A 26,167-nucleotide genomic window follows, 5' to 3' on the forward strand; every position below is an offset into this window, starting at 1 on the left:
GTCATAGGGTGCGGGCCTTTTTCCAGCTCAGGTAGCGGGTCACCAACTGGGCGCCCAACTCCTGCGGTCGTGCATCCAGCACCGGAACGCCGTGGGCGCTCAGGCGTTCGTGCAGTTGCGTGCGGGCGTTGAGGTAGTCGATGGTGCCGCAGTAGCTCAGGGCTTGCTGCCACGTCTGCACAGGCGCCTGGCGCAGTTCGTCGAGTACCTGCTCGCGCAGGCTGGCGATCAGCACGCGATGATGGCGGCCGATGCGCTTGACCGCCGCCAACAGTTGCTCATCGTCCTCATCACGCAGGTTGGTCACCAGTACCACCAACGCCCGGCGCTTCTGGCGCGCCAGCAGGCGTTCGGCCGCCGCCGCGTAGTCTGCCGGGCGCTGGCTGCTGTCCAGGTCGTACACGGCGTTGAGCAGCACGTTGAGCTGGGCTGCGCCCTTCACCGGTGCCAGGAAACGCTGCTGTTCGCTGGCAAACGTCGCCAGGCCCACCGCGTCGCCCTGGCGCAGGGCCACGTAACTGAGCAGCAGGCAGGCGTTGAGCGCGTGGTCAAAATGCGCCAGGTCGCCGTCCTGGCTGCGCATGCGGCGGCCGCAGTCGATCAGGAAAACAATCTGCTGGTCCCGTTCATCCTGATATTCACGGGTGATGGGCATACGTTGCCGGGCGGTGGCTTTCCAGTCGATCTGGCGCAGGCTGTCGCCTTCGCGAAACTCGCGCAGCTGGTTGAACTCCAGCCCTTGGCCGCGTCGTGGCCGCTGGCGTACGCCCATTTGGCTCAACCAGTTATCCACTGCCAACAGGCGCGCGCCGTACAGGCGGGCAAAGTCGGGGTACACACGGGTTGCATCGTCCAGGTCGGTAATGCGCCGTTGCTGCCACAGCCCTAGCGGGCTTGGCAGCAGCCATTCCAGGTGCCGCCACTGGAAGTGGCCGCGGCGCAGCGGGCGCAGGCGGTAGCCCAGCTGGCTGTCCTGGCCCGGTTGCAGTTCGATGGTTTGTGCCAGGTCCTCGAAGCTCAGGCCATCTGGCACGTGATCAAATACTTGCAGGGTCAGCGGCCGATCATAGGTATGGCTGATGTCGAGCCGCACCTCGCCCCAACGTCCCAGGGGCAGGCTGCCCGGTACCTGCCGGCGCACGCTCGGCGAGGGCAGGCGGCGCACGCGCCAGGCGTCCAGGGCGCCAAGTAGCAAGAACGCCAGCAACATGCCCCAGGCGACGGACTGCACGGCCTGGGGCAGCGCCACGCCCAGGGCGTCGAGGCTGCCCAGCATCAGGTTGGCCACCAGCAACACGCCGAGCCAGGCCAGCAATAGCCGCGACGGTTTTATCACAGGCGCGGCGCCGGAACCTGGTCGAGCACCTGGCGCAGCACCTGGTCCACCGACAGGCCTTCGATGTCCAGTTCAGGCGCCAGGCGCACGCGGTGGCGCAGCACCGCCAGCGCGCAGCCCTTGATGTCATCGGGAATGACAAAGTCGCCGCCGCGCAGCAGCGCCCTGGCGCGGCCGCCGCGTACCAGGGCGATGGACGCTCGCGGCCCGGCGCCAATCGACAGCCCGGGCCAGGTGCGCGTGGCGCGCGACAGCCGCACGGCGTAATCGAGAACCTGCTCATCCAGCGGCAGGTCGCCGGCGATGCGTTGCAGGGCCACCACGTCCTTGGCCTGCAACAGCGTGCGCAAGGGCTGTACATCGAGCATGTCGGCGCGCACCGAGCGGCTGACCTGGCGCACCATCGCCAGTTCCTGGTCGGCCTCGGGGTAGTCCAGGCGCAGCTTGAGCATGAAACGGTCGAGCTCAGCCTCAGGCAGCGGGTAGGTGCCTTCCTGTTCCAGCGGGTTTTGGGTGGCCAGCACCATGAACGGCTGAGCAATGGGCAGGGCGCGGCCTTCCAGAGTGACCTGGCGTTCCTGCATGGCTTCCAGCAGTGCGGCCTGGGTCTTGGCCGGGGCACGGTTGATTTCATCGGCCAACAGCAGATGGGTGAACAGCGGGCCCTTGCGCAGCTTGAACTGCTCGGTCTGCATGTCATACACGGCATGGCCGGTGATGTCGCTGGGCATCAGGTCGGGGGTGAACTGGATGCGCGTGAAGTCGCCGCCGAAGCAGCGTGCCAGCGCCCGCACCAGCAGGGTCTTGCCCAGCCCTGGCACACCTTCGAGCAACACATGGCCGCCGGCGATCAGGGCCGTGAGCACGTCTTCGATCACCGCCGGCTGGCCGATCACGGCCTTGCCCAGTTCAGTGCGCAGCGCCTGGGCCAGCAGGCTGGCGCGATGCCGCTGCTGGGCCAGGTGTTCCGGCGAATGGCTGACCGGCGGCGCGGTGGCGCCTTGATCGTCGTGCACGTCGTGGGTCGGGTCGCTCATAGGGCATTCCTGAGAGTTTGCAAGTGGGCTACCTGGCGGCTGAACTCGGCCGCGCCCAGGCGCTGTTTCAAGGGCGGGCGCAACGCCTGGCCGATGGCGGCAGTGGATTGGCGGGTGAGCCGCGCCAGTACCTGCCATTGTTCGGCCACGGCCAGGCGCTCGAAGCCCGGATGGCGACGGCGGGCGCGGCGCAGAATGTCTTGTTGCAACGCGCGCAGCAGGCGGTCCTGGCCGGCGTTGCGCAGCACGAAGGCGGCCGTAGCCCGCAGGTGTTCGCGCAATTGCCGGCGGCCCAGCGCTGGCGCCGGTTGAATCGGGCCTTGGCGCAGGGCGAAGTGCCACACGCCAAGTATCAGCAGCAACGCAAGGCTCAGCAATGCCTGCGGATAGTGGCGCCACAGCAGGGTGGCGAGACTGTCGTGGGCACTGCGCGACACCAGCGTGACGTCGGTGCCCTGGTTGAGGTACCAGAGTAGCCAGGCGTTGTCATAGCGACGGATGGCGACGTTGGCCCACAGGTCGGCATCGGTCACCACGGTGATCAGGCCTTCACCATAGGCCAGTTGCATCAGGTGCGTGGCGTTGCTGCTGTTGGCCCAGGACTGCGCCTTGTTGGCCGGGTCTTCAAGGTGAAAGTCCGGGTTGAAGCTGAAATAGGCCGGCGCCTGCTCGTTTTCCAGGTACAGCTTGGTCAGTTGCGGAAAATGATCGGGCTGCACGGGAGGCAAGGCCGGCAGATCGCTGGCCATGAACTGGCGCAGTTGCAGGCGATCCAGCAGCAGGTCGCCGCTCATGGCCTTGTCGTCATCCCACAGCGCCTGGGCCACGAACAGCAGGCGGCCGCCAGCCCGCACCCAGGCCAGTACTTCCTCGGCCTGGCGGGCGGTCATGGTGTCGCGGTCGCCCAGCAGCAACAGGCTCTGGCCCTTGGACGGCAATTGTTGCAACACCTCCAGCCCGTTGGCCGCTTGCACCTTCAGGCCACGCTGGCGCAGGAACATTTCGGCGGCCAACCAGGGGTGGGTGCGCACCTGCGGAGAAGGGCCGCGGTCGATCACTTCCTCATAGGGGTGCAGATGACGGGCCAGGTACAGGCCACCGGCGCCCAGCACCAGCAGCGCCAGCAGGGCAATCAGCCATTGGCCGCGACGGCTCATGCTGATGGGCCCTTGGCGGCGAACAGCGCGCTCCAGTCGTTGCACAGTTGCATGGCCACGCTGTCGCTGGGCAAGCGATGGCCATAGGCAAGGGCCTGCCAGTGCCGCGTCAGTACCTGACTGAAAGCGTCCAGCGCCGGGTTGTCCAGGTGTGCGACCTTTTCCAGCACCTGGCCTTCGGTGTCGGCTTCGTGCAGCGGCAGGCGGTAGTCATTCAACAGGCGGTTGAGCAGGCCTCGGTACAGCAGGCTAAGGGCTTCGCGCGGTTGGCTGGCCCACAGTTGCCGGGCGTGATCGGCAATGTCGTCGGGCAGGCTCTGCACACTTACCGCCAGCCCCCATAATTGCTGGGGCGCCTGGGGTTGCGAGGCGGCAGCGGGACGGCGGCGGTTGACGAAGGTCTGCAGCCACTGTCGATGACGCCAGACGGCGAGGGTAATCATGGCCACCACGGCGCCCCACAGCACGACTTCCATGGCCTGCCCCAGCCACTTCAGCCACGGGTGTTCCAGTAGTTTGCCGAGGTCGGCGGGTTTTTCCGCTTTGTCCTGGGGCTGGTCCAGGCGCCAGCGGTGCAGGGTTTGCTTGTTGCTGAACGGCGGTTGCTCGAGGATTTGGTTGATGTCGGCGCGCGCAGCCTGGCTGGTCACGGCCTGGTGCACCAGGCGTGGGCTGTCGAACGGGTTGGGCTGCGTCGCAGCTTGGCTGTGCGGGGCCACGCCGAGCAGCCCCAGGCCCACGCTCATGATCAGCAGCAAGGGGGCCAGGCCAGCCAGCCGCTGGCGCAGGTTGCGCAGCACCAATTCAATGTCCCAGGCTTCCAGTTCGGTGCGCCGGTTCAGGTACAAGGTGAAACCGCAGGCCACGTAAATGGGCTCCCAGAACACCAGCACCAGTGCATAGAAAGCGTTGGTCAGATGTTCCACCCACAGCCACTGGCCGTTGGCGGCTTCGATCAGGCGCCGCCAGCTCCATTCCACTTCCACCTGTTGGGGCACCATGAGGTAGAACAGGGTCAGCAAGCCAATCCACAACGCGCCCTCCAGGTGCATGCCCACCAGGGTCAGCCAGTGTGCGGCACGGCCACTGCGTTGATGGAGGATGGCCAGGCGCCGCTGGCGATCAACGCCCGCCAGGCCTTCCAGCTGTTGCACCGGCAGGCTGAAACTGCGGCTCAGGCTCAGGCGCCGCCACAGCAGGCTGGGCAGCAGTTGCACCTTCAACAGCTGCGGCCATTGGCGCAACGCTTGGCCCAGGGTGGGCGGTTCAGCGAACAGCGCTTGGGATAGAATGTGCAAGGGCAGGCGTTCGAAGGCCGGCTTCAGCCACCAGAACAGAAATATGGCCAGGGAGGGCGAATTCCACAGCAGCAATGACAGCAGGGCGAATATCGGCAGCGTCAGCAGCGCCCAGCTGAGCATCAGCAGGCGCCGGTGCCGGCACGCCAGTAGTACACCCAGGTCCAGAGCTTCCCAGGGCGAGCGGGGGCGAATGGCAATGCTGGCGTCAGTCAGGCGCATGCTGGCGCCCACCGACGGTCAGATAGGCGCCTACCAGCAGCCACAGGGCCGCGCCCACCAGGTACTTGGCTTCGGGGCTGACGCTGGTTTTCGACGACCAGTAGGCTTCGATGAAGGCGGCGATCAGCAACATGGCGATGACGCCGTAGATCAGCTCAATGGCCACTTTGGCTGCCTGGCGCAGGGCCTGGCCACGGCTCAGGCGCCCAGGGGCCACCAATGACCAGCCCAGTTTCAGGCCGGCGGCGCCTGACAAGGTCACGGCGGTCAATTCGAAGGCGCCGTGGCCGATCACGAATGGCCAGAATGTCTGGGTATAGCCGATGTCGGTCAGGTGCCCGGCCACGGCACCGATCATCAGGCCGTTGAACAGCAGGAAAACCAGGCTGCCCACTCCCAGCAGCAGGCCGCTGGCGAAGGTCTGGAAGGCAATGCCGATGTTGTTCATGATGTAGTAGCCGAACATCATCCAGTCCTGATCCGGCAGCCGCTGGGCTGCCGGGCCCAGGCGGGTCTGGTCGGGGTCGTACATAGCCTCCATCTGCGCCACGTGCTGCGGGTCCATCACGCTGTACACCAAGTCGGGATAGCCATACACCAGCAGGCCCGTCAGCAGCAGGCTGCCAAAAAACAACAGGCTGGCCAGCGCCACGAAACGCCATTGCTGGCGCACCAGGCGCGGAAAACCGGCCAGCACGAACACCGCGATGCTGGCGCCTACCGCACGCCGGCGCCGGTACAACTGTTGGTGGCCACGCATGGCCAACTGTTGCAGGCTGTCTACCAGGTGACTGCTGTAGCCACGCTCGCGGGCCAGCGACAAGTGCTGGCACAAGCGCCGGTAATCGGGGCCAAACGTCTCGCTGGCCTCGGGCCGCGATCGGCCGTTTTCCAACAGCACCAGCAGGTGCTCGAACGCGAGCCATTGGGCCTGGTGCTGATGTTCAAACTGGCTCTGTTTCATGTGGGCCCCAACAGGCCGCGGGCAATGCCGTTGATGCGTGCCATGGCCATGCCCGGGCTGACATTGAGGGCGGGAGCGGCAATGGCCGCCAGTTCGGCCAGGCGTTCTGCCGACAGTTCGTCCTGGCGTTCGGCCAGGCTCAACAAGGCCCGTTGTTCCATCAGTGTCAGGGCAAAAGGCGCGGCAATGGGCTCAGCGGCTGGCAGGCGCGGGCGTTGATGGGGCTGGTCGCGGTACACCACCAGTGTTCCGGCAGCCAGGTCCCCCAGGCGCTTGAACGTGGGGTGTTGCAGGCAACTGATGGCGCCCAGGAAATAACCGAACGGCAGCATGTCGGCAAAGCGCAGCAGGTTGCGCAGCAACGAGGCCGACCAGCCCACCGGGGTGCCGTCATCCTCCACCACGCGCAGGCCCATGGCGCGCTTGCCGGGCGAGCAGCCCTGATTCAGCACCTCGAACAGCACCATGTACCACCAGTTCACCATAAACAGCAGGATCGCGGCCAGGCCCATGCCCAGCCGGCCCATCCACCCCAACACCATGAACACCACGCCCAGCAGCGCCGCGCGCAGCACCAGGTCGATGGCAAACGCCAGGCTGCGCACCACCAGACCCCCAGGGCGCAGGCTGAGGTCTATGCCTTCGGGTGTTTCTATCTGGTAGCGGGTGTCCACTGGCGGGACCAGCACTGCATTCCGTCGCGTCGCTGAGGTCTGGGGCATGGATGCCTTGGGTGCGGGGCTGAAAGTAAAGGTTGCCAGCCGATCCTAGCCACCCCACGGGCCCGAAGCAACCCGACATTATTTGTTCGCGTCCAATCACCACCGATTGCTGGTCGCGGTGCCGCGTAACGCCTAGACTTTGCCGACTTTGCGCACAGGAACTACCCGTGAATTCCAGCATCTTCTGGTACGACTACGAAACCACCGGCATCAACCCGCGCAACGACCGGGCCTTGCAGGTCGCCGGTATTCGCACCGATGCCGACCTCAATGAAATCGAAGCGCCGATCAATCTCTACTGCCAGCCCGGCGACGACATCCTGCCGCACCCCGCCGCGTGCGTAATCACCGGCATCACCCCGCAGCGCCTTGACGAGCGTGGCTTGTGCGAGGCCGAGTTCATGACCCGGGTCAACGCGCAGATGGCCCGTGCGGGCACGTGCAGTGCCGGCTACAACACCTTGCGCTTTGACGACGAAGTCACTCGCTACAGCCTGTACCGCAACTTCTTCGACCCCTATGCCCGCGAGTGGCAGGGCGGCAATACCCGTTGGGATTTGATTGATGTGGTGCGCACGGCCTACGCCTTGCGCCCGGACGGTATTGCCTGGCCCCAGGTGGATGGCCGGGTCAGCATGAAACTGGAACTGCTGACCGCCGCCAATGGCATAGACCATGGGCAGGCACACGATGCCTTGTCGGACGTGCGCGCCACCATTGCCCTGGCGCGGCTGATTCGTGAGCGCCAGCCAAAGCTGTATAACTGGCTGTACCAATTGCGCAGTAAACAGAAAGTGCTGGACCAGGTTCGGTTATTTCAACCGCTGGTACATATTTCCGGGCGTTTTTCCGCTGAGCGCAATTATCTGGGGGTGGTGTTGCCCGTGGGCTGGCATCCGCGCAACCGAAATGCACTGATTGTCTGCGACCTGCATTTCGACCCGCAGGTCTTGTTGGACGAACCGGTAGAAGTATTGCGCGAACGCCTGTACACCCGTCGTCAAGAATTGGCCGCCGGGCAATTACCGGTGCCGTTGAAGCTAGTGCATGTCAATCGTTGTCCGGTGTTGGCACCCCTCAGCGTACTGCGTGATGAAGATCGCCAACGCTTGCAGTTGGACATGACTCTTTATCAGCAGCGCGCCGACCAGTTGCAGCAGGCGCATGGGCAGTGGCGGGACAAATTGCCAGCGCTGTATGGCGAAGAAGCGTTCGCCGCGGTGGACGATCCGGAGCAACAGTTATACGACGGCTTTATAGGCGATCGTGACCGGCGTTTATGTGAACAGGTACGCACGCTGGACCCTCATCAGTTGGGCCTGGAAACCTGGATGTTCGATGATGAGCGTTTACCTGAGTTATTATTTCGTTATCGCGCACGTAACTTTCCGGATACGTTGAACGAAGAAGAGTCGAGTCGATGGCTAGAGTTCTGTCGCCAGCGGCTAACCGATCCGGCAGCAGGTGCGCCCAATACCCTGGCCGGCTTTGCCGAAGCCCTGGTCCAGTGGCAGGCGCAGGCCACGCCGGCGCAAGCCCAGGTGCTTGCGCAGTGGCAAGCCCACGTGGTGCGTCTCAAGCAACGCCTAGGGCTATGACCCTTACACCGCGAGCATAAAAAAACGCCAGCATCGCGCTGGCGTTCTTTTTGTTGAATGGGCGTCAGCCGATTCAATTAGCCCAGCAGAGTTGCCCAGCCTTCAACCACGTCGCCGCCCCACTTGGCTTTCCACTCTTTCAGAGTCTTGTGGTTGCCGCCTTTGGTTTCGATGACTTCGCCGTTGTGCGGGTTTTTGTATTGCTTAACTTTACGAGCACGCTTGGTGCCGGGGACTTTTGCTGCGCCGCCACGAGGGGTCTTGCTCACCTTGGCTTCAGGATCCAGCAGCGCGATGATGTCACGCAGGGATTTCTGATATTCGCCCATCAGGGTGCGCAGTTTGCCTTCGAATTCCAGCTCAGTTTGCAGTTTGTCGTCTTGGGACAGGTTCTTCAAACGGGCTTGCAGTTCTTTGATAGCTTCTTCTGTGGCGCGGTATTCGTTGATCAGGGACATGAGCAGGACCTTATGAATGCTGTGTGTCAGGGATACAGTTGGCTCAATAATAGTCATAGGCTTTGTTCAAGTAAACATTAAAGCGCAGAACATTTTGCAAATGACGATATTTTAATCGTGACGAACGGCGATGATTTAAGTTTGAACGCCCGGTTATTTTCCGCGGTCGAGGCAATAGCGCGTGGCCGGGGAGAACCGGGTACGGGTGATTCCCCCTGATAGATGCAGGGCTTTACGCGCCCTCGTCGCCAGGGGTGCAAGGAATACTGCAGTTTTGCCCGGTTGCCGCTAGAATAGCCGCCTTTGCGAAGTCTTGGAGTTTTCCCTCATGCGCACTTTTCGGCTGGTTATTGCTTGCCCGGACCGCGTTGGCATTGTTGCCAAAGTCAGTAATTTCCTGGCTTCCCATAACGGTTGGATCAATGAAGCAAGCCACCACTCCGACGATCAGAGTGGCTGGTTCTTCATGCGTCACGAGATCCGTGCCGACACATTGCCGTTTGGCATCGAGGCATTCCGCGAGGCCTTTGCGCCCATCGCCGAAGAGTTCTCCATGGTGTGGCGCATTACCGATACCGAGCAGAAAAAACGCGTAGTGCTGATGGCCAGCCGCGAGTCGCACTGCCTGGCTGATTTGCTGCACCGCTGGCACAGCGACGAGCTCGATTGCGAGATTTCCTGCGTAATCTCCAACCACGACGACCTGCGCAGCATGGTCGAATGGCACGGCATTCCTTATTACCACGTGCCAGTCGACCCGAAAGACAAGCAGCCGGCTTTTGCCGAAGTGTCGCGCCTGGTCAACCATCACCAGGCTGACGTAGTAGTGCTGGCGCGCTACATGCAAATTCTGCCGCCGCAGTTGTGCCAGGAATATGCGCAGAAAGTCATCAACATCCACCACAGCTTCCTGCCTTCGTTCGTCGGCGCCAAGCCTTACCACCAGGCATCGCTGCGTGGCGTGAAGCTGATTGGTGCCACCTGTCACTACGTGACCGAAGAACTGGACGCCGGGCCTATCATTGAGCAGGACGTGGTACGCGTGAGCCACAGCGACAGCATCGAAGACATGGTGCGTTTCGGTCGCGACGTGGAGAAGATGGTATTGGCCCGTGGCCTGCGTTATCACCTGGAAGACCGCGTGCTGGTGCACGGCAACAAGACTGTGGTGTTCAACTAACCACTGCGCAAGCAGCGAGGCAGCCCCATGAGCGACCCCCGCGACAAGGCGGCTGCAACGCCGCCGCCCACCCTGGGCGAAGGCTGCCTCAGCCGTTACGACCCAGAGGCGCTGAGCGACGAAGACGGCACCGAGTTTCCCGGTGCCGAAGCGTTGTGGGAGCAAACCCACCCAGCTGCGGACGCGGAAACCCAGTAACAGCTGCCGCCAGGCTGCCAAGGCCTGCACCGCGGGCCCGTGATCGGCATCACACCGCCTAAGGTCCTGCGGACCGTTTCGCAGCCTGGCAGCAGCTTCCCCGGTTGCATCTTGTTTATGGCCCTCGTGAGGAACCAATGTTCAGCGCTAAACCCGGTGCTTGATCCTGCGCAACAGCGGCCCCCCGACCATGGCCGCAAACACCGGCCCGCCGGCCACCAGGTAGAAATAGTAAGTCACTACCCGCCAAATCAGAATCGCAGCCGCCGCTGTCGATTTACCCACCATGGGCGCCAGCAGCGCCGCCGAGGTCAATTCCGCAGCCCCCGCCCCTCCTGGCAACAGGCTGAACTGCCCGGCACTCAGCGAGAGCATCTGGATCAGGAAAGTCCAGGCCCAGCGCACGTCCACGCCCAACCCCTGCAGCGCCAGGTACAGCACGCTGTAGCGCACGGCCCAGTGCAGGCAGGTCAGCACGAACACCATCAACAGTGTGCGAGGCGGCAGGGCGCAGGTGTCGCCGAACGCTTCTAGAAAATGCAGCAGTTTGCGCGCCCAGCGTCGACGCTTGCTGGCGTGCACGCCTACCAGGCGCAGCAGCTTGCCGTTGAAGCGCAGTACCTGACGGTGCCAGCGCACCAGGGCAACGGCCAGCCCCAGGCCACTGACCATCAGCAGCGCACTGAGCGTCAGCAGCCATTGCAGGCTGTGATTGAGGTGATGGAACAGGGCGTAGAGAAAGATCCCCAGCAGCGCGCAGAGGAAAAACACCAGGTCACTGAGCTGATCCATGGCGAACACGGCACTGGCCCGAGCCGGTCGAATACCGTGGCGGCCGAGCAGCGCCAGCAGGGTCAATGGCCCGCCACTGCCGCCGGGGGTGGCGCAAATGGCGAACTCGGTCGACATCACGGTGCCCAGGCAGCGTCGCAGGTTCAGGCCGCTGGCCATGGCACCCAGCAACAGGCGTAACCGCAGGGCATTGATACACCAGCACAGCATTATCATCGCGAACATCAGCGGCCACAGGCCAGCAGGGAACCGTTGCAGGCGGTCGAGCATGTCGACACCACCCAGGCACAGCGGTATCAGCACCACTACCACAATGCCGAGCGCCAGCCACCACCAGCGTTTCATGCGGCGTTGCGCGCCTGAACCTGGCGTTGCAGCCAGGCCAGCTTGGTCAAGGGTTCCCGGCCTTGCGCAAGCAGGCGCTGCAAGGTGTCCAGCCAGTATTGCCGGGAATAGTCATGGCGCATGTCCACCGGGTGAAGGCCCAGGCGGATGCAGGGCGCATCCTGGGCCTGTTGTTCACGCCAGTGGCTGACCACTTTCGACAGGCCGCGACGCCAGGCGCTGCCTGCGCTCCAGACCAGGCCCGGGGCGGGGACCTCGCTGAAATCCGGCAGGCGATACAGCTGCTGCGGTCCGCTGGTGTAACTCAACGGCAGGCGCTGGAGGGCGCGGCGGGTGCCCTCGCTCATCAGCCAGGCCGGCGCGACAAACCCCTGCACAGGCCAGTCGTTGCGGGCGAACACCTCAAGGCCCGCTTCCAGGCGAATCAGTGCATCGACCTCGGACAACTGATAGAACTCACCTTCCCAGGTGTACACCCGGCGCATGAAGTAGTCACGGGGGGTATGCGGCATGGGCCCGTCATCGGCGTGGTAGAAGCCGTGCAGCGCAAGCTCATCGCCGCGGGCCAGGCGGGTGTCCATCATGCGGCGAAACGCCGGGAAGTTGTGCAGGTGGTTGTGATGGTGGAAATCCGGCACCACCAGCAGTGTCATGGGCACCTGGCCCAGCGCGTCCACCGCGTCGACGAAGGGTTTGTAGTGTTCCCAGCTCTCCGGGGACACGTCATGCAGTACCAGCATTACTTCAGCCATGGCGAACCACCTTGTGAGCACTGGTGCCCAGCACCGCGCGGTAATGTTCCAGGAGCCCGGCCACCACGGTGTCCCAAGCGTAATGCTGCTCGGCGTGGGCGCGTGCGCGCAGGCCGTACTGATCGTCGCCGGCGAACAGCTCGCGCACGGTCTGCGCCATCGCCATCGCGTCGTTGGGCCGGCACAGCAGGCCGCAGTCCGCGTGCACGATCTCGGTGAAGGCCCCCGCCGCCACGGCCACCACCGGAATGCCGCTGGCCATGGCTTCCAGAATCACCAGGCCAAAGGTTTCCTGATCGCCGGCATGCAGCAGGGCGTCGGCGCTGGCCAGCAGCCGTGCCAGCTCATGGGCCGGCCGGAAGCTGTCCATCACGGTGACGTTGCGCGGCACATTGGCGGGCATGTGTGAACCCACCAATAACAAATGGTACTTGGACCCCAAGCGCTTCATGCACTGCAACAGCACCGGCAGGTTTTTTTCCTTGGAACCGCGCCCGGCAAATATCAGCAGCCGGGTATCGTCGCCGATGCCCAGCTCGGCGCGCAGGCCGGGGTCGCGGTGCGCCGGATTGAAGGTAGCAAGGTCCACGCCTAGCCGCTGCACGTGGACGTTGCCCACCCCCAGGCCGCGCAGCTTGTCGGCCATCACCTGGCTGGGCGCCAGCACTCGGTCGAAGTTGCCGTACAGCTTGCTGACATAGGCCTCCACGTTGGGCGTGAACCAGTTGCCCATGCGGTTGCTCACCAGCAGCGGCAGGTCTGAGTGGTAAAAGCCGATGACTGGTACATCCAATTGACGCCGTGCGTCCAGGGCGGCCCAGGCCGTCAGGTACGGGTCGCCCACTTCGATGAGGTCTGGTTGCAAGTCTTTGAGCACATTGCGCCAGGGTGCCAGGCGCAAGGGAAAGCGATAGCCGTTGCCAAAGGGCAGGGCGGGGGCCGGCACCTGGTACACGCCGTTGTCTTCGTTCAGCGCCGGCCCAGGTATCAACAGGCTGTGGCGCACGCCGGGCGTGTGGATGAGGCGCCGGTGTTTGGCATCAAGATAGGTTCTCACGCCGCCGCTGGCCGGGGCATAGAACATGGTGATGTCAGCGATATGCACGATCGGTATCCCTGCGCAGTGTCGTCCATAAGGTTGACCGCTGGCAGGGACAGTTGTTCGATCGGCATGGCGGGAAAGCCGGAGCGTGGGAGCTGGCAAGCCAGCTTCCACAGGTGCGGGCGTCAGATGCGGAAGCTGCCCACCAGCTGTTTCAGGCGGGTGGCCTGCTGCTCAAGGTCCGAGCAGGCGCGCAAGGTCGAGTGCAGGTTCTCGATGCCTTCCTGGTTGAGGGTGTTGATCTCGTTGATGTCCATGTTGATTGAGTCCACCACGGCAGTCTGTTCCTCGGTGGCAGTGGCTACCGACTGGTTCATACCATCAATTTCGCCGATGCGCACGGTCACGCTGCCCAGGCGCTCGCCGGCCTGGTTGGCAATCGAAACGCTGTCTTGGCTGTGGCGTTGGCTTTCACCCATGGTGTTCACCGATTCCCGGGCGCCCACCTGCAACTCCTCGATCATGCTTTGCACTTGCTGCGCCGATTCCTGGGTGCGGTGCGCCAGGTTGCGGACTTCGTCGGCCACCACCGCGAACCCGCGGCCGGCCTCGCCCGCGCGAGCCGCTTCGATGGCAGCGTTGAGCGCCAGCAGGTTGGTCTGCTGAGAAATGCTGGTGATCACTTCCAGGATCTGGCCGATGTTCACGGTTTTGCTGTTAAGGGTCTCGATATGGCCACTGGAGGTGCTGATCAAGTCCGACAGACGGTTCATGGCCTGGATGCTGTTGTCCACCACTTGCTGGCCTTCTTCAGCCAGGAGTCGGGCGCTGGTGGCGTGCTGCGACGCTTGCGCGGCGTTGTGAGCGATTTCCTGGGCGGCGGCGCCCAACTGGTTGATGGCGGCTGCCACACTGTTGGTGCGGTTGGCCTGTTCATCGGAGTTGAGCATCGACGAGTTGGAGGCTGCCACCACGCGCAGGGCCACTTCGTTGACCTGCTCGGTGGCTGACGACACCTCGCGAATGGAGCCGTGAATGCGTTCCACAAAGCGGTTGAACGCCCGGCCGAGCATCCCGAATTCGTCCTGGCTGTTGATCTGTAGGCGGCGCGTCAGGTCGCCTTCGCCTTCGGCGATGTTCTCCATGGCGCGAATCATGGTGTGCAGCGGGCCCATCAGCACGCGGATCAGCATGCCCAGCAGGGCAATGATGATGACCACGGCCACCACGGTGGCAATCAGCGCCGAGGTGCGGAACTGGCTGAGCATTGCATAGGCCTTGTCCTTGTCCACCGACAGGCCGATGTACCAATTGACCGAAGGCAGGCCCTTGACCTGGGCGAAAGTGACAATGCGGGTTTGGCCGCCGATCTGCACGTCATGCAGCTTGTCGTCGATCACCAGGTTGGCGTCGGGTGCCATGTCCTTGAGGGTTTTCATCACCAGGTCGCGGTTAGGGTGGACCAGGATCTTGCCATCGGCGCTGACCAGGAACGCATGCCCCATGCCGCCAAAATCCAGCGAGCGGATGATCTTGTCCATGGTGTCCAGGCTCAGGTCGCCACCCACTACGCCCAGGTTGGTGGAGCCTTTGTTGGCCGCCTGCACAATCGAGATCACCAGCTTGCCAGTGCTCATGTCGATGTAGGGCTCGGTCAGGAACGCCCCGCTGGTCGTCAGGCCGCTCTTGTACCAGGGGCGAACGCGTGGGTCGTAGCCGGCCGGCATGGTGGTGACCGGCTTGTTATAGAAGTGCCCTTGCGGGTCACCCAGGTAGATGTTCAGGAAGTTGTTGAGCAGGGTCGGCTGTTCCAGCACGTGGTAAACGTTTTCCGGATCCGGGTTGAGCTGAATGTTTTCGGCCACGTTCTGCACCAGCAGAATCCGTCCGCCCAGCCAGGCACTGATGTTGGTCGATGTGACATCGCCCATTTCATGAAGGTAGCTTTCCAGGTCCTTGCGGATCGCATTGCGCTGCAGGTAATCGTTATACAACGTAAACAGCGCAAAGGCCGCCAGCACTATCAGGGAGGCCGCGATGAGAATCTTGTGGCTGAATCTCAGGTTTTTATTCATGAGGGATACGATCCGCTAAGGTCTTAATTCGGGGCAGGTGGATTAAACAGTGCCTTCATCCCTTAAAGGCGGGGGCTGAACGTTTTCTTGGACGTATGGGTTTTCACCCGTTCTATCGACCGAGGCGGCGAAAAACTTAAGCGAGGTGACGAAATGCCCGACATTGCGCAATTGCTCATTGGCGCCGACCTGTCTGGACAGCCAGTGGGCCAGCACCTGCGGCTGGCCAATCGTCATGGCTTGATCGCTGGCGCCACCGGCACCGGCAAGACCGTCACCCTGCAACGCCTGGCTGAAGCCTTCAGTGACGCCGGCGTGGCCGTGTTCGCCGCCGATATAAAGGGCGACCTGTGCGGCCTGGCCGCTGCGGGCGCGCCCAGTGGCACGGTGGCCGAGCGCATTGCCGGCATGCCATGGCTACAGCACCGCCCCCAGGCGTACCCGGTCACGTTGTGGGACGTGCACGGGCACAGCGGCCACCCGCTGCGCACCACCATCAGCGAAATGGGCCCCTTACTGCTCGGTAGCCTGCTGCAACTCACTGATAGCCAGCAAGCGGCACTGTACGCAACGTTCAAGGTGGCCGACCGCGAAGGGTTGCTGTTGCTGGACCTCAAGGACCTGAAGGCGTTGCTAGGTTACCTGCGCGACACCCCACAGGCGCTGGGCGATGACAGCGCGCTGATGACCAGCGGTTCCAGCCAGGCGCTGCTGCGACGCCTGGCTACCTTGGAGCAACAAGGCGCCGACGCGCTGTTCGGTGAACCGGCGCTGCACCTGCAAGACCTGCTGACACCGGGGGGCGATGGGCGCGGGCGCATTCACCTGCTCGATGCCAGCCGGTTGGTGCACGAAGCGCCCAAGGTCTATGCAACGTTCCTGCTGTGGCTGCTGGCCGAACTGTTCGAGCAGTTGCCCGAGCGCGGCGATGCCGACAAACCCTTGCTGGCGCTGTTCTTCGACGAAGCGCACCTGCTGTTCGGCGACACGCCCAAGGCCTTGCAGGACCGCTTGGAACAAGTGGTGCGGCTGATTCGCTCGAAGGGCGTGGGCGTGTATTTCGTCACCCAATCGCCCACCGACCTACCCGACAATGTGCTGGCGCAACTGGGCTTGCGGGTGCAGCACGGCCTGCGCGCATTCACCGCCAAGGAGCAGAAGTCGCTCAAGGCCGTGGCCGACGGCTTTCGCCCCAACCCGGCGTTCGACAGCCTGGCCGTACTCACGGAACTGGGCATTGGCGAAGCGCTGGTCGGCACCCTGCAGGACAAAGGCACGCCCGCCATGGTGCAGCGGGTGCTGGTGGCTCCGCCGCAATCGCGCATTGGGCCGTTGAATGAAGCCGAGCGCGCGGCGATCATCGCCGCTTCGCCGCTGGCGGGGCGTTATGACAAACCCATCGACCGTGAATCGGCGTACGAAATGCTGCTTGCGCGCAAGGCGCCGCCTGCGGATGAAAGTGCGGAGCCGGCGCCAGCGGGTACCCGCCTGGCCGACAAGGCCGGGGAATTGCTGGGCGGGGTAGCGGGGCAGGCGATCAAGTCGGCCATGCGTCAGGCCGCCAGCCAGTTGGGACGAGAGCTGGTACGCGGGTTGATGGGTTCCTTGCTGGGCAGCAAAAAACGCCGCTGAAGGCTGCGCTGGCCCCAGCGACGGTAGGGCGGTGTGAACCAACAAAAAAGGCGCCCGAAGGCGCCTTTTTCCAACTGTTGTGGGGTTACGACACGAACTTCGACGACAGCCAGAACAGGCCCGCCGCCAGGGCCATCGAGGCCGGCAGGGTCAGTACCCAGGCCAGCATGATGGTCTTGATGGTGCCGCCTTGCAGGCCGCTCTTGTTGGCCACCATGGTGCCAGCCACGCCCGAGGACAGCACGTGGGTGGTGGACACCGGCAGGCTGAATACGTTGGCCAGGCCAATGGACAGCGCCGCTGTGATCTGCGCCGACATGCCTTGGGCGTAGGTCATGCCCTGCTTGCCGATTTTCTCGCCAATGGTCAGAACCACGCGTTTCCAGCCGATCATGGTGCCCAGGCCCAACGCCAGCGCCACGGCTACCACGACCCAGAAGGGCGCGTATTCAGTGGTGGTCGTGAGGTCCTTGCGCAGTTTTTCCAGGTCTGATTTTTCACGCGAATCCAGTGCCGGCAGCTTGCCGACCTGACGCGCGGTGTCGTCCAGGCACAGCAGGTAGCGGCGCACTTCGATGCGTTGCTCCGCTGCCAGCGAGTGGTAGTCCGAAACGCCGTTCAGGGTGGTCAGCAGTGCCTTGATGGTCGGCTCGGTCTGCTGCGGCTCGCAACGGAACTGGTCCGGCAGGTCGCCGCTCTGGGACTTGCCCAAAGCCAGGTATTCGCCCAGGGTCGGGGCGTTGCGCTGGTAGAACTGGCTCAGGTGCAGGGTAGCGTCGCGGGTGCGTTCGATCTGGTAGGTGGTGCTGCTCAGGTCCAGCACGAATTGCGCAGGCACGATGCCGATCAGCACCAGCATGATCAGGCCGATACCCTTTTGACCGTCGTTGGAACCGTGCACGAAGCTCACGGCCATGGCCGAAACCACCAGAACCAGGCGGTTCCAGAACGGTGGATGTTTCTTGGAGTCGGTCTTTTTACGCTGCTCGGGCGTCTTGTGCATGTTGGACAGCGGGCGCCACCATTTCAGCGCGATCAGCACCAGCGCGGCGAGGAAAAAGCCGACGATAGGCGAGACCACCAGCGAGGCGCCGATGTCGATTGCCTTCTGCCAGTTGACGCCCTTGCCCAGCGGAATGTGGTTGAGCATGGCGTTGGCCAGGCCCACGCCCAGGATCGAACCGATCAGGGTGTGCGAGCTGGACGACGGAATGCCGAAGTACCAGGTACCCAGGTTCCACGCGATAGCCGCCGCCAGCAGCGAGAACACCATGGCCAGGCCCTGACCGGTATTGACGTTGATCAGCAGTTCGACTGGCAACAGGTGAACGATGGCGTACGCCACGCCTACACCGCCAAACAGCACGCCCAGGAAGTTGAAAGCGCCGGAAAAGAACACGGCCAGGTGAGGCGGCATGGCTTTGGTATAAATGACAGTAGCGACCGCGTTGGCGGTGTCATGAAAGCCATTGATGAACTCGAAAGCCAGGACAAAGGCGAGAGCGAAGAAAAGGCTCACCAGTACCCAGGCGTCGACTCCGTGGAATAAATCAATCATGAAGGTTTTCTGACCCGGTCATAAGGGGGCGCGATTATGCCAGAAAACCCTGCAAATCGATGCCCTCGGTGCTGGCCGGTAACAAATTTCGACAATTTGGTCAGGTATGCCCAGGACAGCCTACCTAGGGGGGCAGGTAGGCGGGAGCCGCGTAATAGCGGGCTTTGGCCGGGAAAATAGCGGTGTTTCAGGCGGTTTGAGAGCCCTCAAACGCTCGTATGAAATTTTCCCGTCATCCCGCTGTCACGAAGCCGAGGGCGGCTTCTCGACGGTTGGGCACGCCATCTGAGTGCAATCAGCGGTCAAGGTTCCTCGCCCTTGAGGTCCTTTTCTATTTTCTGCAATTCCTGGGTGAACGCCTGGTCGAGCAGACTGGCGCGCTTGCGCCACGGCTTGCGCTCCGGCTCTGGCTGGGCGGCATAAGTGGTGACTTCGCCACCGTAAACATCCTTGTAACGTTGTTCCTGGCGCTCAAGTTCCGCGCGCAGTTCATCTTTCGTCACATTGTTACCTAATGGTTCTATTTCTTCCGGCGTTTGCGCGATGCATTCAAAGCACGCGGCCACGGCACCAGAAGGGGGCTGTCGTAGCAACAGTCTGGTTATGGGGTGGGGCAGGGCGGTGGTACTACGCCTGGCCTCGTATCGGCGCGGGGTAGGTGGCCAATACAGGGCGTGCGCCAGCATGCACTAAACTGTCATGAGGCCCACGAAATTTATTATAGCAACCCGTGCGAATAACACTATCGGCCAATGGCGTTGGTTGTACCAACTTATCGGTCAATTTGTTACATCACAAACACGTCCGGGTGAAAAACGCCGGCACTGGCAACTTGCCGACCGTGCGGCAAGCGCGAAAAAAAGGAAAAACGGCCTCACCCAGGGCAAGGCCGTGCCTGGGACTTCTTTGGTGGGTACCTGACCAGTCTCTCCAAGAAGCCACATGGTGGCAGTGGAAAGGTATAAGCAACCCGTCGAATGGTCAATTGCGATTATCGGTCAATGGTTCGATAATCGCCCTTGTGGATGCCTGGGCCGAACGACGGTCGCGGTGCTCCCGTGTACAGATTGACCATGCAAAGGACCCGGAATGAACGATCAACTGCGCAATTCATTCACCTCATTGGCCCCGCCCATCGTGGCGTCACCGGCCAAGCGTATTCAGGCGTTCGCCGGCGATCCGGACTTCATGACCTCGCTGGCCCGCGGGCTGGCCGTAGTGCAGGCGTTCCAGGAACGCAAGCGTCACCTGACCATCGCCCAGATCAGCCACCGCACCGAAATTCCCCGTGCCGCCGTGCGGCGTTGCCTGCACACGCTGATCAAGCTGGGCTACGCCACGACTGACGGGCGCACCTACTCGCTGCTGCCCAAGGTGCTGACCCTGGGTCATGCCTATCTGTCATCCACGCCACTGGCGGTAACGGCGCAACCCTATCTGGACAGCATGAGCGAGCAGTTGCACGAGGCGTGCAACATGGCCACGCTGGAAGGCGACGACATCCTCTACATCGCGCGCTCGGCCACCACCCAGCGGTTGATATCGGTGGACCTGGCCGTGGGCGGCCGCTTGCCGGCGTATTGCACCTCCATGGGGCGCATCCTGCTGGCGGCGCTGGACGACGTGACGCTCAAGGATTACCTCGACCACGTTGACCTGCAGCCCAAGACCAGTCGCACCCTGACCTCCCGGGAAGCGCTGCTGGAGTGTCTGCAACTGGTGCGGCAACAGGGCTGGTGCATCGTCGACCAGGAACTGGAGCAGGGCCTGCGTTCCATTGCCGTGCCGGTCTACGATGCGTCCGGGCAGGTGCTGGCCGCCCTCAATGTCAGCACCCACGCCGGTCGTGCCAGCCGCACGGAGCTGGAGCAGCGGATTCTGCCGATCATGCTCAACGCCAGCCGCGACCTCAGTGCTCAGCTGTTTGCCTGAGTGTTTCGGCGGTTGCTGTTCGATAAACGCACAGATCCACGTTTGTCGAATTGCGCGTCGCCGCGCCGCTGATTAATGTCGCCCGCACAGGTCGAGCCACGCTCGGCCTTCCAATAATAAAGTGCAGAGGTTGACCCCATGACCCGATTCCATTCCGTGCGCAACCCGCACCTCCGTCCGCGCAGCCACCGCGGAGCCTGATCTCCGTTCGGCCACTAAACTTTTGAGTGCAGGTCCAGTACCGGCACGTGCCTCTGCGCGTCTCTTGCGGAATAAAAATAATGAATCGTCCATACGCTGCTGTAGGGAACTGCCTTGATGTGCAGTCCTTCATCAATTCCCAACCCCTGTCACGTTACCAGTGGCGGGTAGTGATCCTGTGTTTCCTGATCGTTTTCCTTGATGGCCTGGACACCGCAGCCATGGGCTTCATTGCCCCGGCACTGTCCCAGGACTGGGGCATCGACCGCGCCAGCCTCGGCCCGGTGATGAGCGCCGCGTTGATCGGCATGGTGTTCGGGGCCCTGGGTTCGGGGCCACTGGCCGACCGCTTTGGTCGCAAGGTGGTGCTGGTGGGCGCGGTGCTGCTGTTCGGCGCGTTCAGCCTGGCGTCGGCCTACAGCGGTAACGTCGATCAGTTGCTGGTGCTGCGCTTCCTCACCGGCCTGGGCCTGGGCGCCGGTATGCCTAACGCCACCACGCTGTTGTCCGAGTACACCCCCGAGCGTTTCCGTTCGCTGCTGGTCACTAGCATGTTCTGCGGCTTCAACCTGGGCATGGCCGGCGGTGGCTTCATTTCCGCCAAGCTGATTCCGGCATACGGCTGGCACAGCCTGCTGCTGGTGGGCGGCCTGTTGCCGATCGTGCTGGGCGTGGTGTTGCTGGTGTGGTTGCCGGAGTCGGCGCGCTTTCTGGTAGTGCGCAACCGGGGCACCGACCGCATTCGCAAGACCCTTTCACCCATCGCCCCGGCCGTGGTGGCGGAAGCGGGCAGCTTCAGCGTTCCCGAGCAGAAGACCGTCAAGAGTCGCAACGTGCTGTCGGTGATCTTCTCAGGCACCTATAGCACCGGGACCCTGTTGCTGTGGCTGACTTATTTCATGGGCCTGGTGATCGTCTACCTGCTGACCAGCTGGCTGCCCACGCTGATGCGTGACAGTGGCGCCAGCATGGAACAAGCCGCCTTCATCGGTGCGCTGTTCCAGTTTGGTGGCGTGCTGAGCGCCGTGGGCGTGGGCTGGGCCATGGACCGCTTCAACCCGCACAAGGTCATCGGCACGTTCTACCTGCTGGCAGGCGTGTTCGCCTATGCCGTGGGCCAGAGCCTGGGCCACATCACCCTGCTGGCTACCCTGGTACTGGTGGCGGGCATGTGCGTGAACGGCGCGCAATCGGCCATGCCGTCGCTGGCCGCGCGTTTCTACCCCACTCAGGGCCGTGCCACGGGCGTATCGTGGATGCTGGGCATTGGCCGTTTCGGCGCCATCCTCGGTGCCTGGATGGGCGCTACGCTGTTGGGGTTGGGCTGGAATTTCGAGCAAGTGCTGACCGCGCTGGTGATCCCAGCCGCGCTGGCAACCACGGCCGTAGTCATCAAAGGCATGGTCAGCCACGCAGATGCGACGTAAACATCACGTGTAAGCCGCTGGGGGCAGCGGCAAATAAGGTTAGCAAGGCAAGGATCGGTTCGGTGATCGCACACAAGGTCGATTATCGGATTGTTTCGCACAATTCGGCAGCTTAATCTGCTACCCATTCTGGCGTGCCCCTCGCGCCTTTTTTTATGCTGAGCTGCCACCGCTCACGGCCTACTGTCAGGAGAAGATTGATGCGTGAAGTATTCATCTGCGACGCGATTCGCACCCCCATTGGCCGTTTTGGTGGTGGCCTGTCGACCGTGCGTGCCGACGACCTGGCGGCAGCGCCCATCAAGGCCCTGATCGAGCGCAACCCGCAAGTTGACTGGAGCGCGGTAGACGAAGTGTTCATGGGCTGCGCCAACCAGGCCGGCGAAGACAACCGCAACGTGGCGCGCATGGCGCTGCTGCTGGCCGGTCTGCCGGAAAGTATCCCGGGCGTGACCCTGAACCGCCTGTGCGCCTCGGGCATGGACGCCATCGGCACGGCCTTCCGCGCCATCGCCAGCGGCGAAATGGAGCTGGCCATTGCCGGCGGCGTCGAGTCGATGTCCCGCGCCCCATTCGTGATGGGCAAGGCTGACGCGGCGTTCTCGCGCAACATGAAGCTGGAAGACACCACCATCGGCTGGCGCTTCATCAACCCGCTGATGAAAGCCCAGTACGGCGTCGATGCCATGCCGCAGACCGCCGACAACGTCGCCGACGACTACAAGGTCTCGCGCGCTGACCAGGACGCTTTTGCCGTGCGCAGCCAGCAGCGCACCGCCGCCGCCCAGGCCGCCGGCTACTTCGCCGAAGAAATCGTGCCGGTGCGGGTTGCCCACAAGAAGGGCGAGACCATCGTCGACACCGACGAGCACCCTCGTGCCGACACCACCCTGGAAACCCTGGCCAAGCTCAAGCCGGTCAACGGCCCTGATAAAACCGTTACTGCCGGCAACGCCTCGGGCGTGAACGACGGCGCCGCCGCGCTGATCCTGGCCTGCGCCGAAGCCGTGAAGAAGCACGGCCTCAAGCCACGTGCCCGGGTTCTGGGCATGGCCAGTGCCGGCGTCGCGCCACGCGTCATGGGCATCGGCCCGGTACCGGCCGTGCGCAAGCTGATCGAGCGCCTGGGCGTGGCGGTCAATGATTTCGACGTGATCGAGCTCAACGAAGCCTTCGCCAGCCAGGGCCTGGCGGTGATGCGTGAACTGGGCCTGGCTGACGACGCTCCTCAGGTCAACCCCAATGGCGGCGCCATTGCCCTGGGCCACCCGCTGGGCATGAGCGGCGCGCGCATCGTGATGACCGCCTTGCACCAGCTGGAAAAAACCGGCGGCAAGAAAGGTCTGGCGACCATGTGCGTAGGCGTCGGCCAAGGCCTGGCACTGGCCATCGAACGCGTCTGATACAGAGCAGTCCGGTTACCCGAAACGCTCCTCGGCCTCCACGCAAGGCTGTTGGGCTTTCGGGTAATTGTTTTGTTGGAGGGGGTTGTTACGGTATATGTCTATAAAGTACCAACCTTAACGAGTGATAAGAATATGACAACAACTCACTACACCGGCGAAGAGCGCAGCAAGCGCATTTTTGCAATCGTCGGCGCTTCATCGGGCAACCTGGTCGAATGGTTCGACTTCTATGTGTATGCCTTCTGCGCAATCTACTTTGCACCGCATTTCTTCCCGTCCGCCGATGCCACCGTGCAGTTGCTCAACACCGCAGGCGTGTTCGCGGCCGGGTTCCTGATGCGTCCCATCGGTGGCTGGATTTTTGGCCGCGTGGCCGACCGTCACGGCCGCAAGAACTCCATGATGATCTCGGTGCTGATGATGTGCGCCGGCTCCCTGGTCATTGCGTGCCTGCCGGGCTATGAAAGCATTGGCGTGTGGGCGCCGATCCTGCTGTTGCTGGCGCGCCTGTTCCAGGGGCTGTCGGTGGGCGGCGAGTACGGCACCACGGCTACTTATATGAGTGAAGTGGCCCTGCGTGGCCAGCGTGGCTTCTTTGCCTCGTTTCAGTACGTAACCCTGATTGGCGGCCAGTTGCTGGCCGTGCTGGTGGTGGTCATCTTGCAGCAAGTGCTCAGCGAAGACGAATTGCGTGCCTGGGGCTGGCGCGTTCCGTTCGTGGTGGGCGCCATTGCCGCGGTCATTTCGCTGTTGCTGCGGCGTTCGCTGAAGGAAACCAGCAGCGCCGAAACCCGCAAGGACAAGGAAGCGGGCAGTATCGTCAGCCTGTTCAAGCACCACACCCCGGCCTTCATTACCGTGTTGGGCTACACCGCCGGCGGCTCGCTGATTTTCTACACATTCACCACCTACATGCAGAAGTACCTGGTGAACACCGCGGGTATGACCGCCAAGACCTCCAGCTTCATCATGACCGGCGCGCTGTTCCTGTACATGTGCATGCAGCCCTTGTTCGGCATGCTGGCCGACAAGATTGGCCGTCGCAACTCCATGCTGTGGTTCGGTGCCTTGGGCACGCTGTTCACCCTGCCGATCCTGCTGGCGTTGAAAACGGTCACCAGCCCGTTTCTGGCGTTTGTGCTGATTACCCTGGCCCTGGCCATTGTCAGCTTCTACACCTCGATCAGCGGGCTGGTCAAAGCCGAGATGTTCCCGCCGCAAGTACGTGCCTTGGGCGTGGGCCTGGCCTATGCCGTGGCCAATGCCATCTTTGGTGGCTCGGCGGAATTCGTGGCCCTGAGCTTCAAGGCCCAAGGCAGCGAGAACTCCTTCTACTGGTACGTGACGATCATGATGGCCATCGCCTTCCTGTTCAGCTTGCGTCTGCCCAAGCAGCCGTCGTACCTGCATCACGATCACTGATCCAGACGCGCGCCCTCCCGTGGGGCGCGCCCTTGAGGAATTTATGAGCGAGAGACCGAGCAACCAGCTGTTCGATGCCTACTTCAGCGCCGACGACATGCGCCACATTTTCAGCGACCGTGGCCGCGTGCAAGGCATGCTCGACTTCGAGGCGGGCCTGGCCCGTGCCGAAGCCCGGGCAGGGGTGATCCCCGCCGACGCCGTGGCGCCGATCCAGGCCGCTTGCCAGGCCTCGCTCTACGATTACCAGGCGCTTGGCCAGGCCATTTGCAGTGCCGGCAACTCGGCGATCCCGCTGGTGAAAATGCTCGGCAAGCGGATCGCCAGCCAGGCGCCGGAAGCCGAACGCTATGTACACCTGGGCGCCACCAGCCAGGACGTGATGGACAGCGGCCTGGTGCTGCAACTGCGCGATGCCCTGCACCTGCTGGAAACGCGCCTGGCCACCCTGGGCGACTCGCTGGCGCGCCAGGCCGAACGCTACAAGGCCACGCCATTGGCTGGTCGTACCTGGCTGCAACACGCAACGCCCGTCACCTTGGGCATGAAGATCGCCGGCTGGCTGGGCGCGGTCACCCGCAACCGCCAGCGTCTGCAGGAACTCAAGCCGCGCCTGCTGGTGCTGCAGTTTGGTGGCGCGTCCGGTTCACTGGCTGGCCTGGGCAGCAACGCCATGCCGGTGGCCGAAGCCCTGGCCCAGGAACTGCTATTGACCCTGCCCGAGCAGCCCTGGCACACCCAGCGCGACCGCCTGGTGGAGTTTGCCTCGGTGCTGGGCCTGATTGCCGGCAGCCTCGGCAAGTTGGGGCGGGACGTGAGCCTGCTGATGCAAACCGAAGCCGCCGAAGTATTCGAACCGTCGGCGCCTGGCAAGGGTGGCTCATCCACCATGCCGCACAAGCGCAACCCGGTGGGTGCCGCCGTGCTGATCGGCGCGGCCACCCGCGTGCCGGGCCTGGTGTCGACCATGTTCGCCGCCATGCCCCAGGAGCACGAACGCAGCCTGGGCCTGTGGCACGCCGAATGGGACACCTTGCCCGAGATCTGCTGCCTGGTGGCCGGTGCGCTGGAACAGGCGCAACTGTTTGCCGACGGCTTGGAAGTGGACGCCGCACGCATGCTCAAGAACCTCGACCTGACCCAGGGCCTGGTATTGGCTGAGGCGGTGAGCATCGTGCTGGCCCAGCGCCTGGGCCGCGACGCTGCCCACCATCTGCTGGAGCAGTGCTGCAAACGCGCCGTGGCTGAAAAGCGCCACCTGCGTGCCGTATTGGGTGACGAACCCAAGGTGACTGCCGAACTTTCCGCGGACGAGCTTGATCGTCTGCTCGACCCTGCGCACTACCTTGGCCAGGCTCAAACCTGGGTTGAGCGTGCGGTGGCCGAACATTCTCATTTTAGTGCCTGAGGAGA

22 protein-coding genes and 1 pseudogene are annotated in these 26,167 nt (G+C 63.1%); 9 read left to right on the plus strand and 14 right to left on the minus strand.

All coding sequences use genetic code 11. The features are described from left to right. Window position 1 precedes the first annotated feature (1 nt). The 6 genes from PMM47T1_RS02500 to PMM47T1_RS02525 are packed head-to-tail and all read right to left on the minus strand — an operon-like array spanning window position 2 to window position 6,736. Window positions 2–1,333: a DUF58 domain-containing protein gene (locus PMM47T1_RS02500; RefSeq protein ID WP_043300665.1), complete on the minus strand. Its 1,332-nt coding sequence runs from the start codon at window positions 1,331–1,333 to the stop codon at window positions 2–4. After that, window positions 1,333–2,373, minus strand: a complete 1,041-nt coding sequence (locus tag PMM47T1_RS02505; RefSeq protein ID WP_008365497.1) for an AAA family ATPase — start codon at window positions 2,371–2,373, stop codon at window positions 1,333–1,335. The genes PMM47T1_RS02500 and PMM47T1_RS02505 overlap by 1 nt, the downstream gene beginning before the upstream one ends. Continuing rightward, window positions 2,370–3,530: a DUF4350 domain-containing protein gene (locus PMM47T1_RS02510; RefSeq protein WP_008365499.1), complete on the minus strand. Its 1,161-nt coding sequence runs from the start codon at window positions 3,528–3,530 to the stop codon at window positions 2,370–2,372. Before PMM47T1_RS02510 ends, PMM47T1_RS02505 begins: the two co-directional genes overlap by 4 nt. Then, entirely contained in the window at window positions 3,527–5,050 is a 1,524-nt protein-coding gene (locus PMM47T1_RS02515; RefSeq protein WP_043300667.1) for a DUF4129 domain-containing protein, read from the minus strand. Before PMM47T1_RS02515 ends, PMM47T1_RS02510 begins: the two co-directional genes overlap by 4 nt. After that, window positions 5,037–6,014, minus strand: coding sequence for a stage II sporulation protein M (locus PMM47T1_RS02520; protein ID WP_008365502.1), 978 nt, complete (start codon window positions 6,012–6,014; stop codon window positions 5,037–5,039). The genes PMM47T1_RS02515 and PMM47T1_RS02520 overlap by 14 nt, the downstream gene beginning before the upstream one ends. Next, on the minus strand, window positions 6,011–6,736 hold the full coding sequence (locus PMM47T1_RS02525; RefSeq protein WP_043300635.1) for an RDD family protein: 726 nt from the start codon (window positions 6,734–6,736) through the stop codon (window positions 6,011–6,013). Before PMM47T1_RS02525 ends, PMM47T1_RS02520 begins: the two co-directional genes overlap by 4 nt. Window positions 6,737–6,903: 167 nt before the next feature. Between PMM47T1_RS02525 and sbcB the strand changes: the two genes are divergently transcribed. Further along, window positions 6,904–8,334 (plus strand): exodeoxyribonuclease I, encoded by a 1,431-nt coding sequence (sbcB, locus tag PMM47T1_RS02530; RefSeq protein ID WP_008365505.1) that lies wholly within the window; start codon window positions 6,904–6,906, stop codon window positions 8,332–8,334. 77 nt (window positions 8,335–8,411) lie between these two features. Here the strand turns inward: sbcB and mvaT are convergent, their stop codons facing one another. Next, window positions 8,412–8,792 (minus strand): histone-like nucleoid-structuring protein MvaT, encoded by a 381-nt coding sequence (gene mvaT / locus PMM47T1_RS02535; protein WP_008365507.1) that lies wholly within the window; start codon window positions 8,790–8,792, stop codon window positions 8,412–8,414. A gap of 328 nt (window positions 8,793–9,120) precedes the next feature. Here mvaT and purU point away from each other — a divergent pair, with 328 nt between their 5' ends. Beyond that, window positions 9,121–9,972 carry a formyltetrahydrofolate deformylase gene (purU, locus tag PMM47T1_RS02540; protein WP_008365509.1) on the plus strand — a complete coding sequence of 284 codons (852 nt, stop codon included), beginning with the start codon at window positions 9,121–9,123 and terminating at the stop codon, window positions 9,970–9,972. A gap of 27 nt (window positions 9,973–9,999) precedes the next feature. Continuing rightward, the gene (locus PMM47T1_RS30045; protein WP_008365511.1) at window positions 10,000–10,170 is read left to right on the plus strand and encodes a hypothetical protein; all 171 of its coding nucleotides are present in this window, start codon (window positions 10,000–10,002) and stop codon (window positions 10,168–10,170) included. 147 nt (window positions 10,171–10,317) lie between these two features. Here the strand turns inward: PMM47T1_RS30045 and PMM47T1_RS02545 are convergent, their stop codons facing one another. From PMM47T1_RS02545 to PMM47T1_RS30765, 5 genes and pseudogenes are all read right to left on the minus strand, one after another. Further along, a complete protein-coding gene (locus PMM47T1_RS02545; RefSeq protein ID WP_008365512.1) occupies window positions 10,318–11,307 on the minus strand; it encodes a lysylphosphatidylglycerol synthase transmembrane domain-containing protein in 990 nt (329 codons plus the stop codon). Beyond that, window positions 11,304–12,059: a DUF2334 domain-containing protein gene (locus PMM47T1_RS02550; RefSeq protein WP_008365513.1), complete on the minus strand. Its 756-nt coding sequence runs from the start codon at window positions 12,057–12,059 to the stop codon at window positions 11,304–11,306. Before PMM47T1_RS02550 ends, PMM47T1_RS02545 begins: the two co-directional genes overlap by 4 nt. Further along, window positions 12,052–13,173 carry a glycosyltransferase family 4 protein gene (locus tag PMM47T1_RS02555; protein WP_043300669.1) on the minus strand — a complete coding sequence of 374 codons (1,122 nt, stop codon included), beginning with the start codon at window positions 13,171–13,173 and terminating at the stop codon, window positions 12,052–12,054. Before PMM47T1_RS02555 ends, PMM47T1_RS02550 begins: the two co-directional genes overlap by 8 nt. 113 nt (window positions 13,174–13,286) lie before the next feature. Next, complete coding sequence (locus PMM47T1_RS30760; protein ID WP_443216078.1) at window positions 13,287–14,051, minus strand: methyl-accepting chemotaxis protein; 765 nt, start codon at window positions 14,049–14,051, stop codon at window positions 13,287–13,289. Between the two features lie 93 nt (window positions 14,052–14,144). Next, window positions 14,145–15,176, minus strand: a pseudogene (locus tag PMM47T1_RS30765) (cache domain-containing protein); the annotation flags it as partial. A 153-nt stretch (window positions 15,177–15,329) separates the two neighbouring features. Between PMM47T1_RS30765 and PMM47T1_RS02565 the strand changes: the two are divergent. Beyond that, window positions 15,330–16,808, plus strand: coding sequence for a helicase HerA-like domain-containing protein (locus tag PMM47T1_RS02565; protein WP_008365516.1), 1,479 nt, complete (start codon window positions 15,330–15,332; stop codon window positions 16,806–16,808). Window positions 16,809–16,893: 85 nt separating this feature from the next. On the opposite strand, the gene PMM47T1_RS02570 is transcribed toward PMM47T1_RS02565, so the two are convergent. Further along, complete coding sequence (locus tag PMM47T1_RS02570) at window positions 16,894–18,366, minus strand: inorganic phosphate transporter (protein WP_008365517.1); 1,473 nt, start codon at window positions 18,364–18,366, stop codon at window positions 16,894–16,896. A gap of 302 nt (window positions 18,367–18,668) precedes the next feature. Further along, entirely contained in the window at window positions 18,669–18,869 is a 201-nt protein-coding gene (locus PMM47T1_RS02575) for a hypothetical protein (RefSeq protein ID WP_008365518.1), read from the minus strand. Window positions 18,870–19,455: 586 nt separating this feature from the next. Between PMM47T1_RS02575 and pcaR the strand changes: the two genes are divergently transcribed. From pcaR to PMM47T1_RS02600, 5 genes are all read left to right on the plus strand, one after another. Next, window positions 19,456–20,298, plus strand: a complete 843-nt coding sequence (pcaR, locus tag PMM47T1_RS02580) for a pca regulon transcriptional regulator PcaR (protein WP_008365519.1) — start codon at window positions 19,456–19,458, stop codon at window positions 20,296–20,298. Window positions 20,299–20,579: 281 nt separating this feature from the next. Continuing rightward, window positions 20,580–21,926, plus strand: coding sequence for an MFS transporter (locus tag PMM47T1_RS02585; RefSeq protein ID WP_008365520.1), 1,347 nt, complete (start codon window positions 20,580–20,582; stop codon window positions 21,924–21,926). Window positions 21,927–22,123: 197 nt separating this feature from the next. After that, complete coding sequence (pcaF, locus tag PMM47T1_RS02590; RefSeq protein WP_177323354.1) at window positions 22,124–23,329, plus strand: 3-oxoadipyl-CoA thiolase; 1,206 nt, start codon at window positions 22,124–22,126, stop codon at window positions 23,327–23,329. A 135-nt stretch (window positions 23,330–23,464) separates the two neighbouring features. Next, complete coding sequence (locus PMM47T1_RS02595) at window positions 23,465–24,754, plus strand: MFS family transporter (RefSeq protein WP_008365523.1); 1,290 nt, start codon at window positions 23,465–23,467, stop codon at window positions 24,752–24,754. A 43-nt stretch (window positions 24,755–24,797) separates the two neighbouring features. After that, complete coding sequence (locus tag PMM47T1_RS02600; protein WP_008365525.1) at window positions 24,798–26,162, plus strand: 3-carboxy-cis,cis-muconate cycloisomerase; 1,365 nt, start codon at window positions 24,798–24,800, stop codon at window positions 26,160–26,162. The last annotated feature ends 5 nt before the right edge of the window (window positions 26,163–26,167 follow it).

The sequence above is a fragment of the Pseudomonas sp. M47T1 genome (genome assembly GCF_000263855.1).
GTDB lineage: Bacteria > Pseudomonadota > Gammaproteobacteria > Pseudomonadales > Pseudomonadaceae > Aquipseudomonas.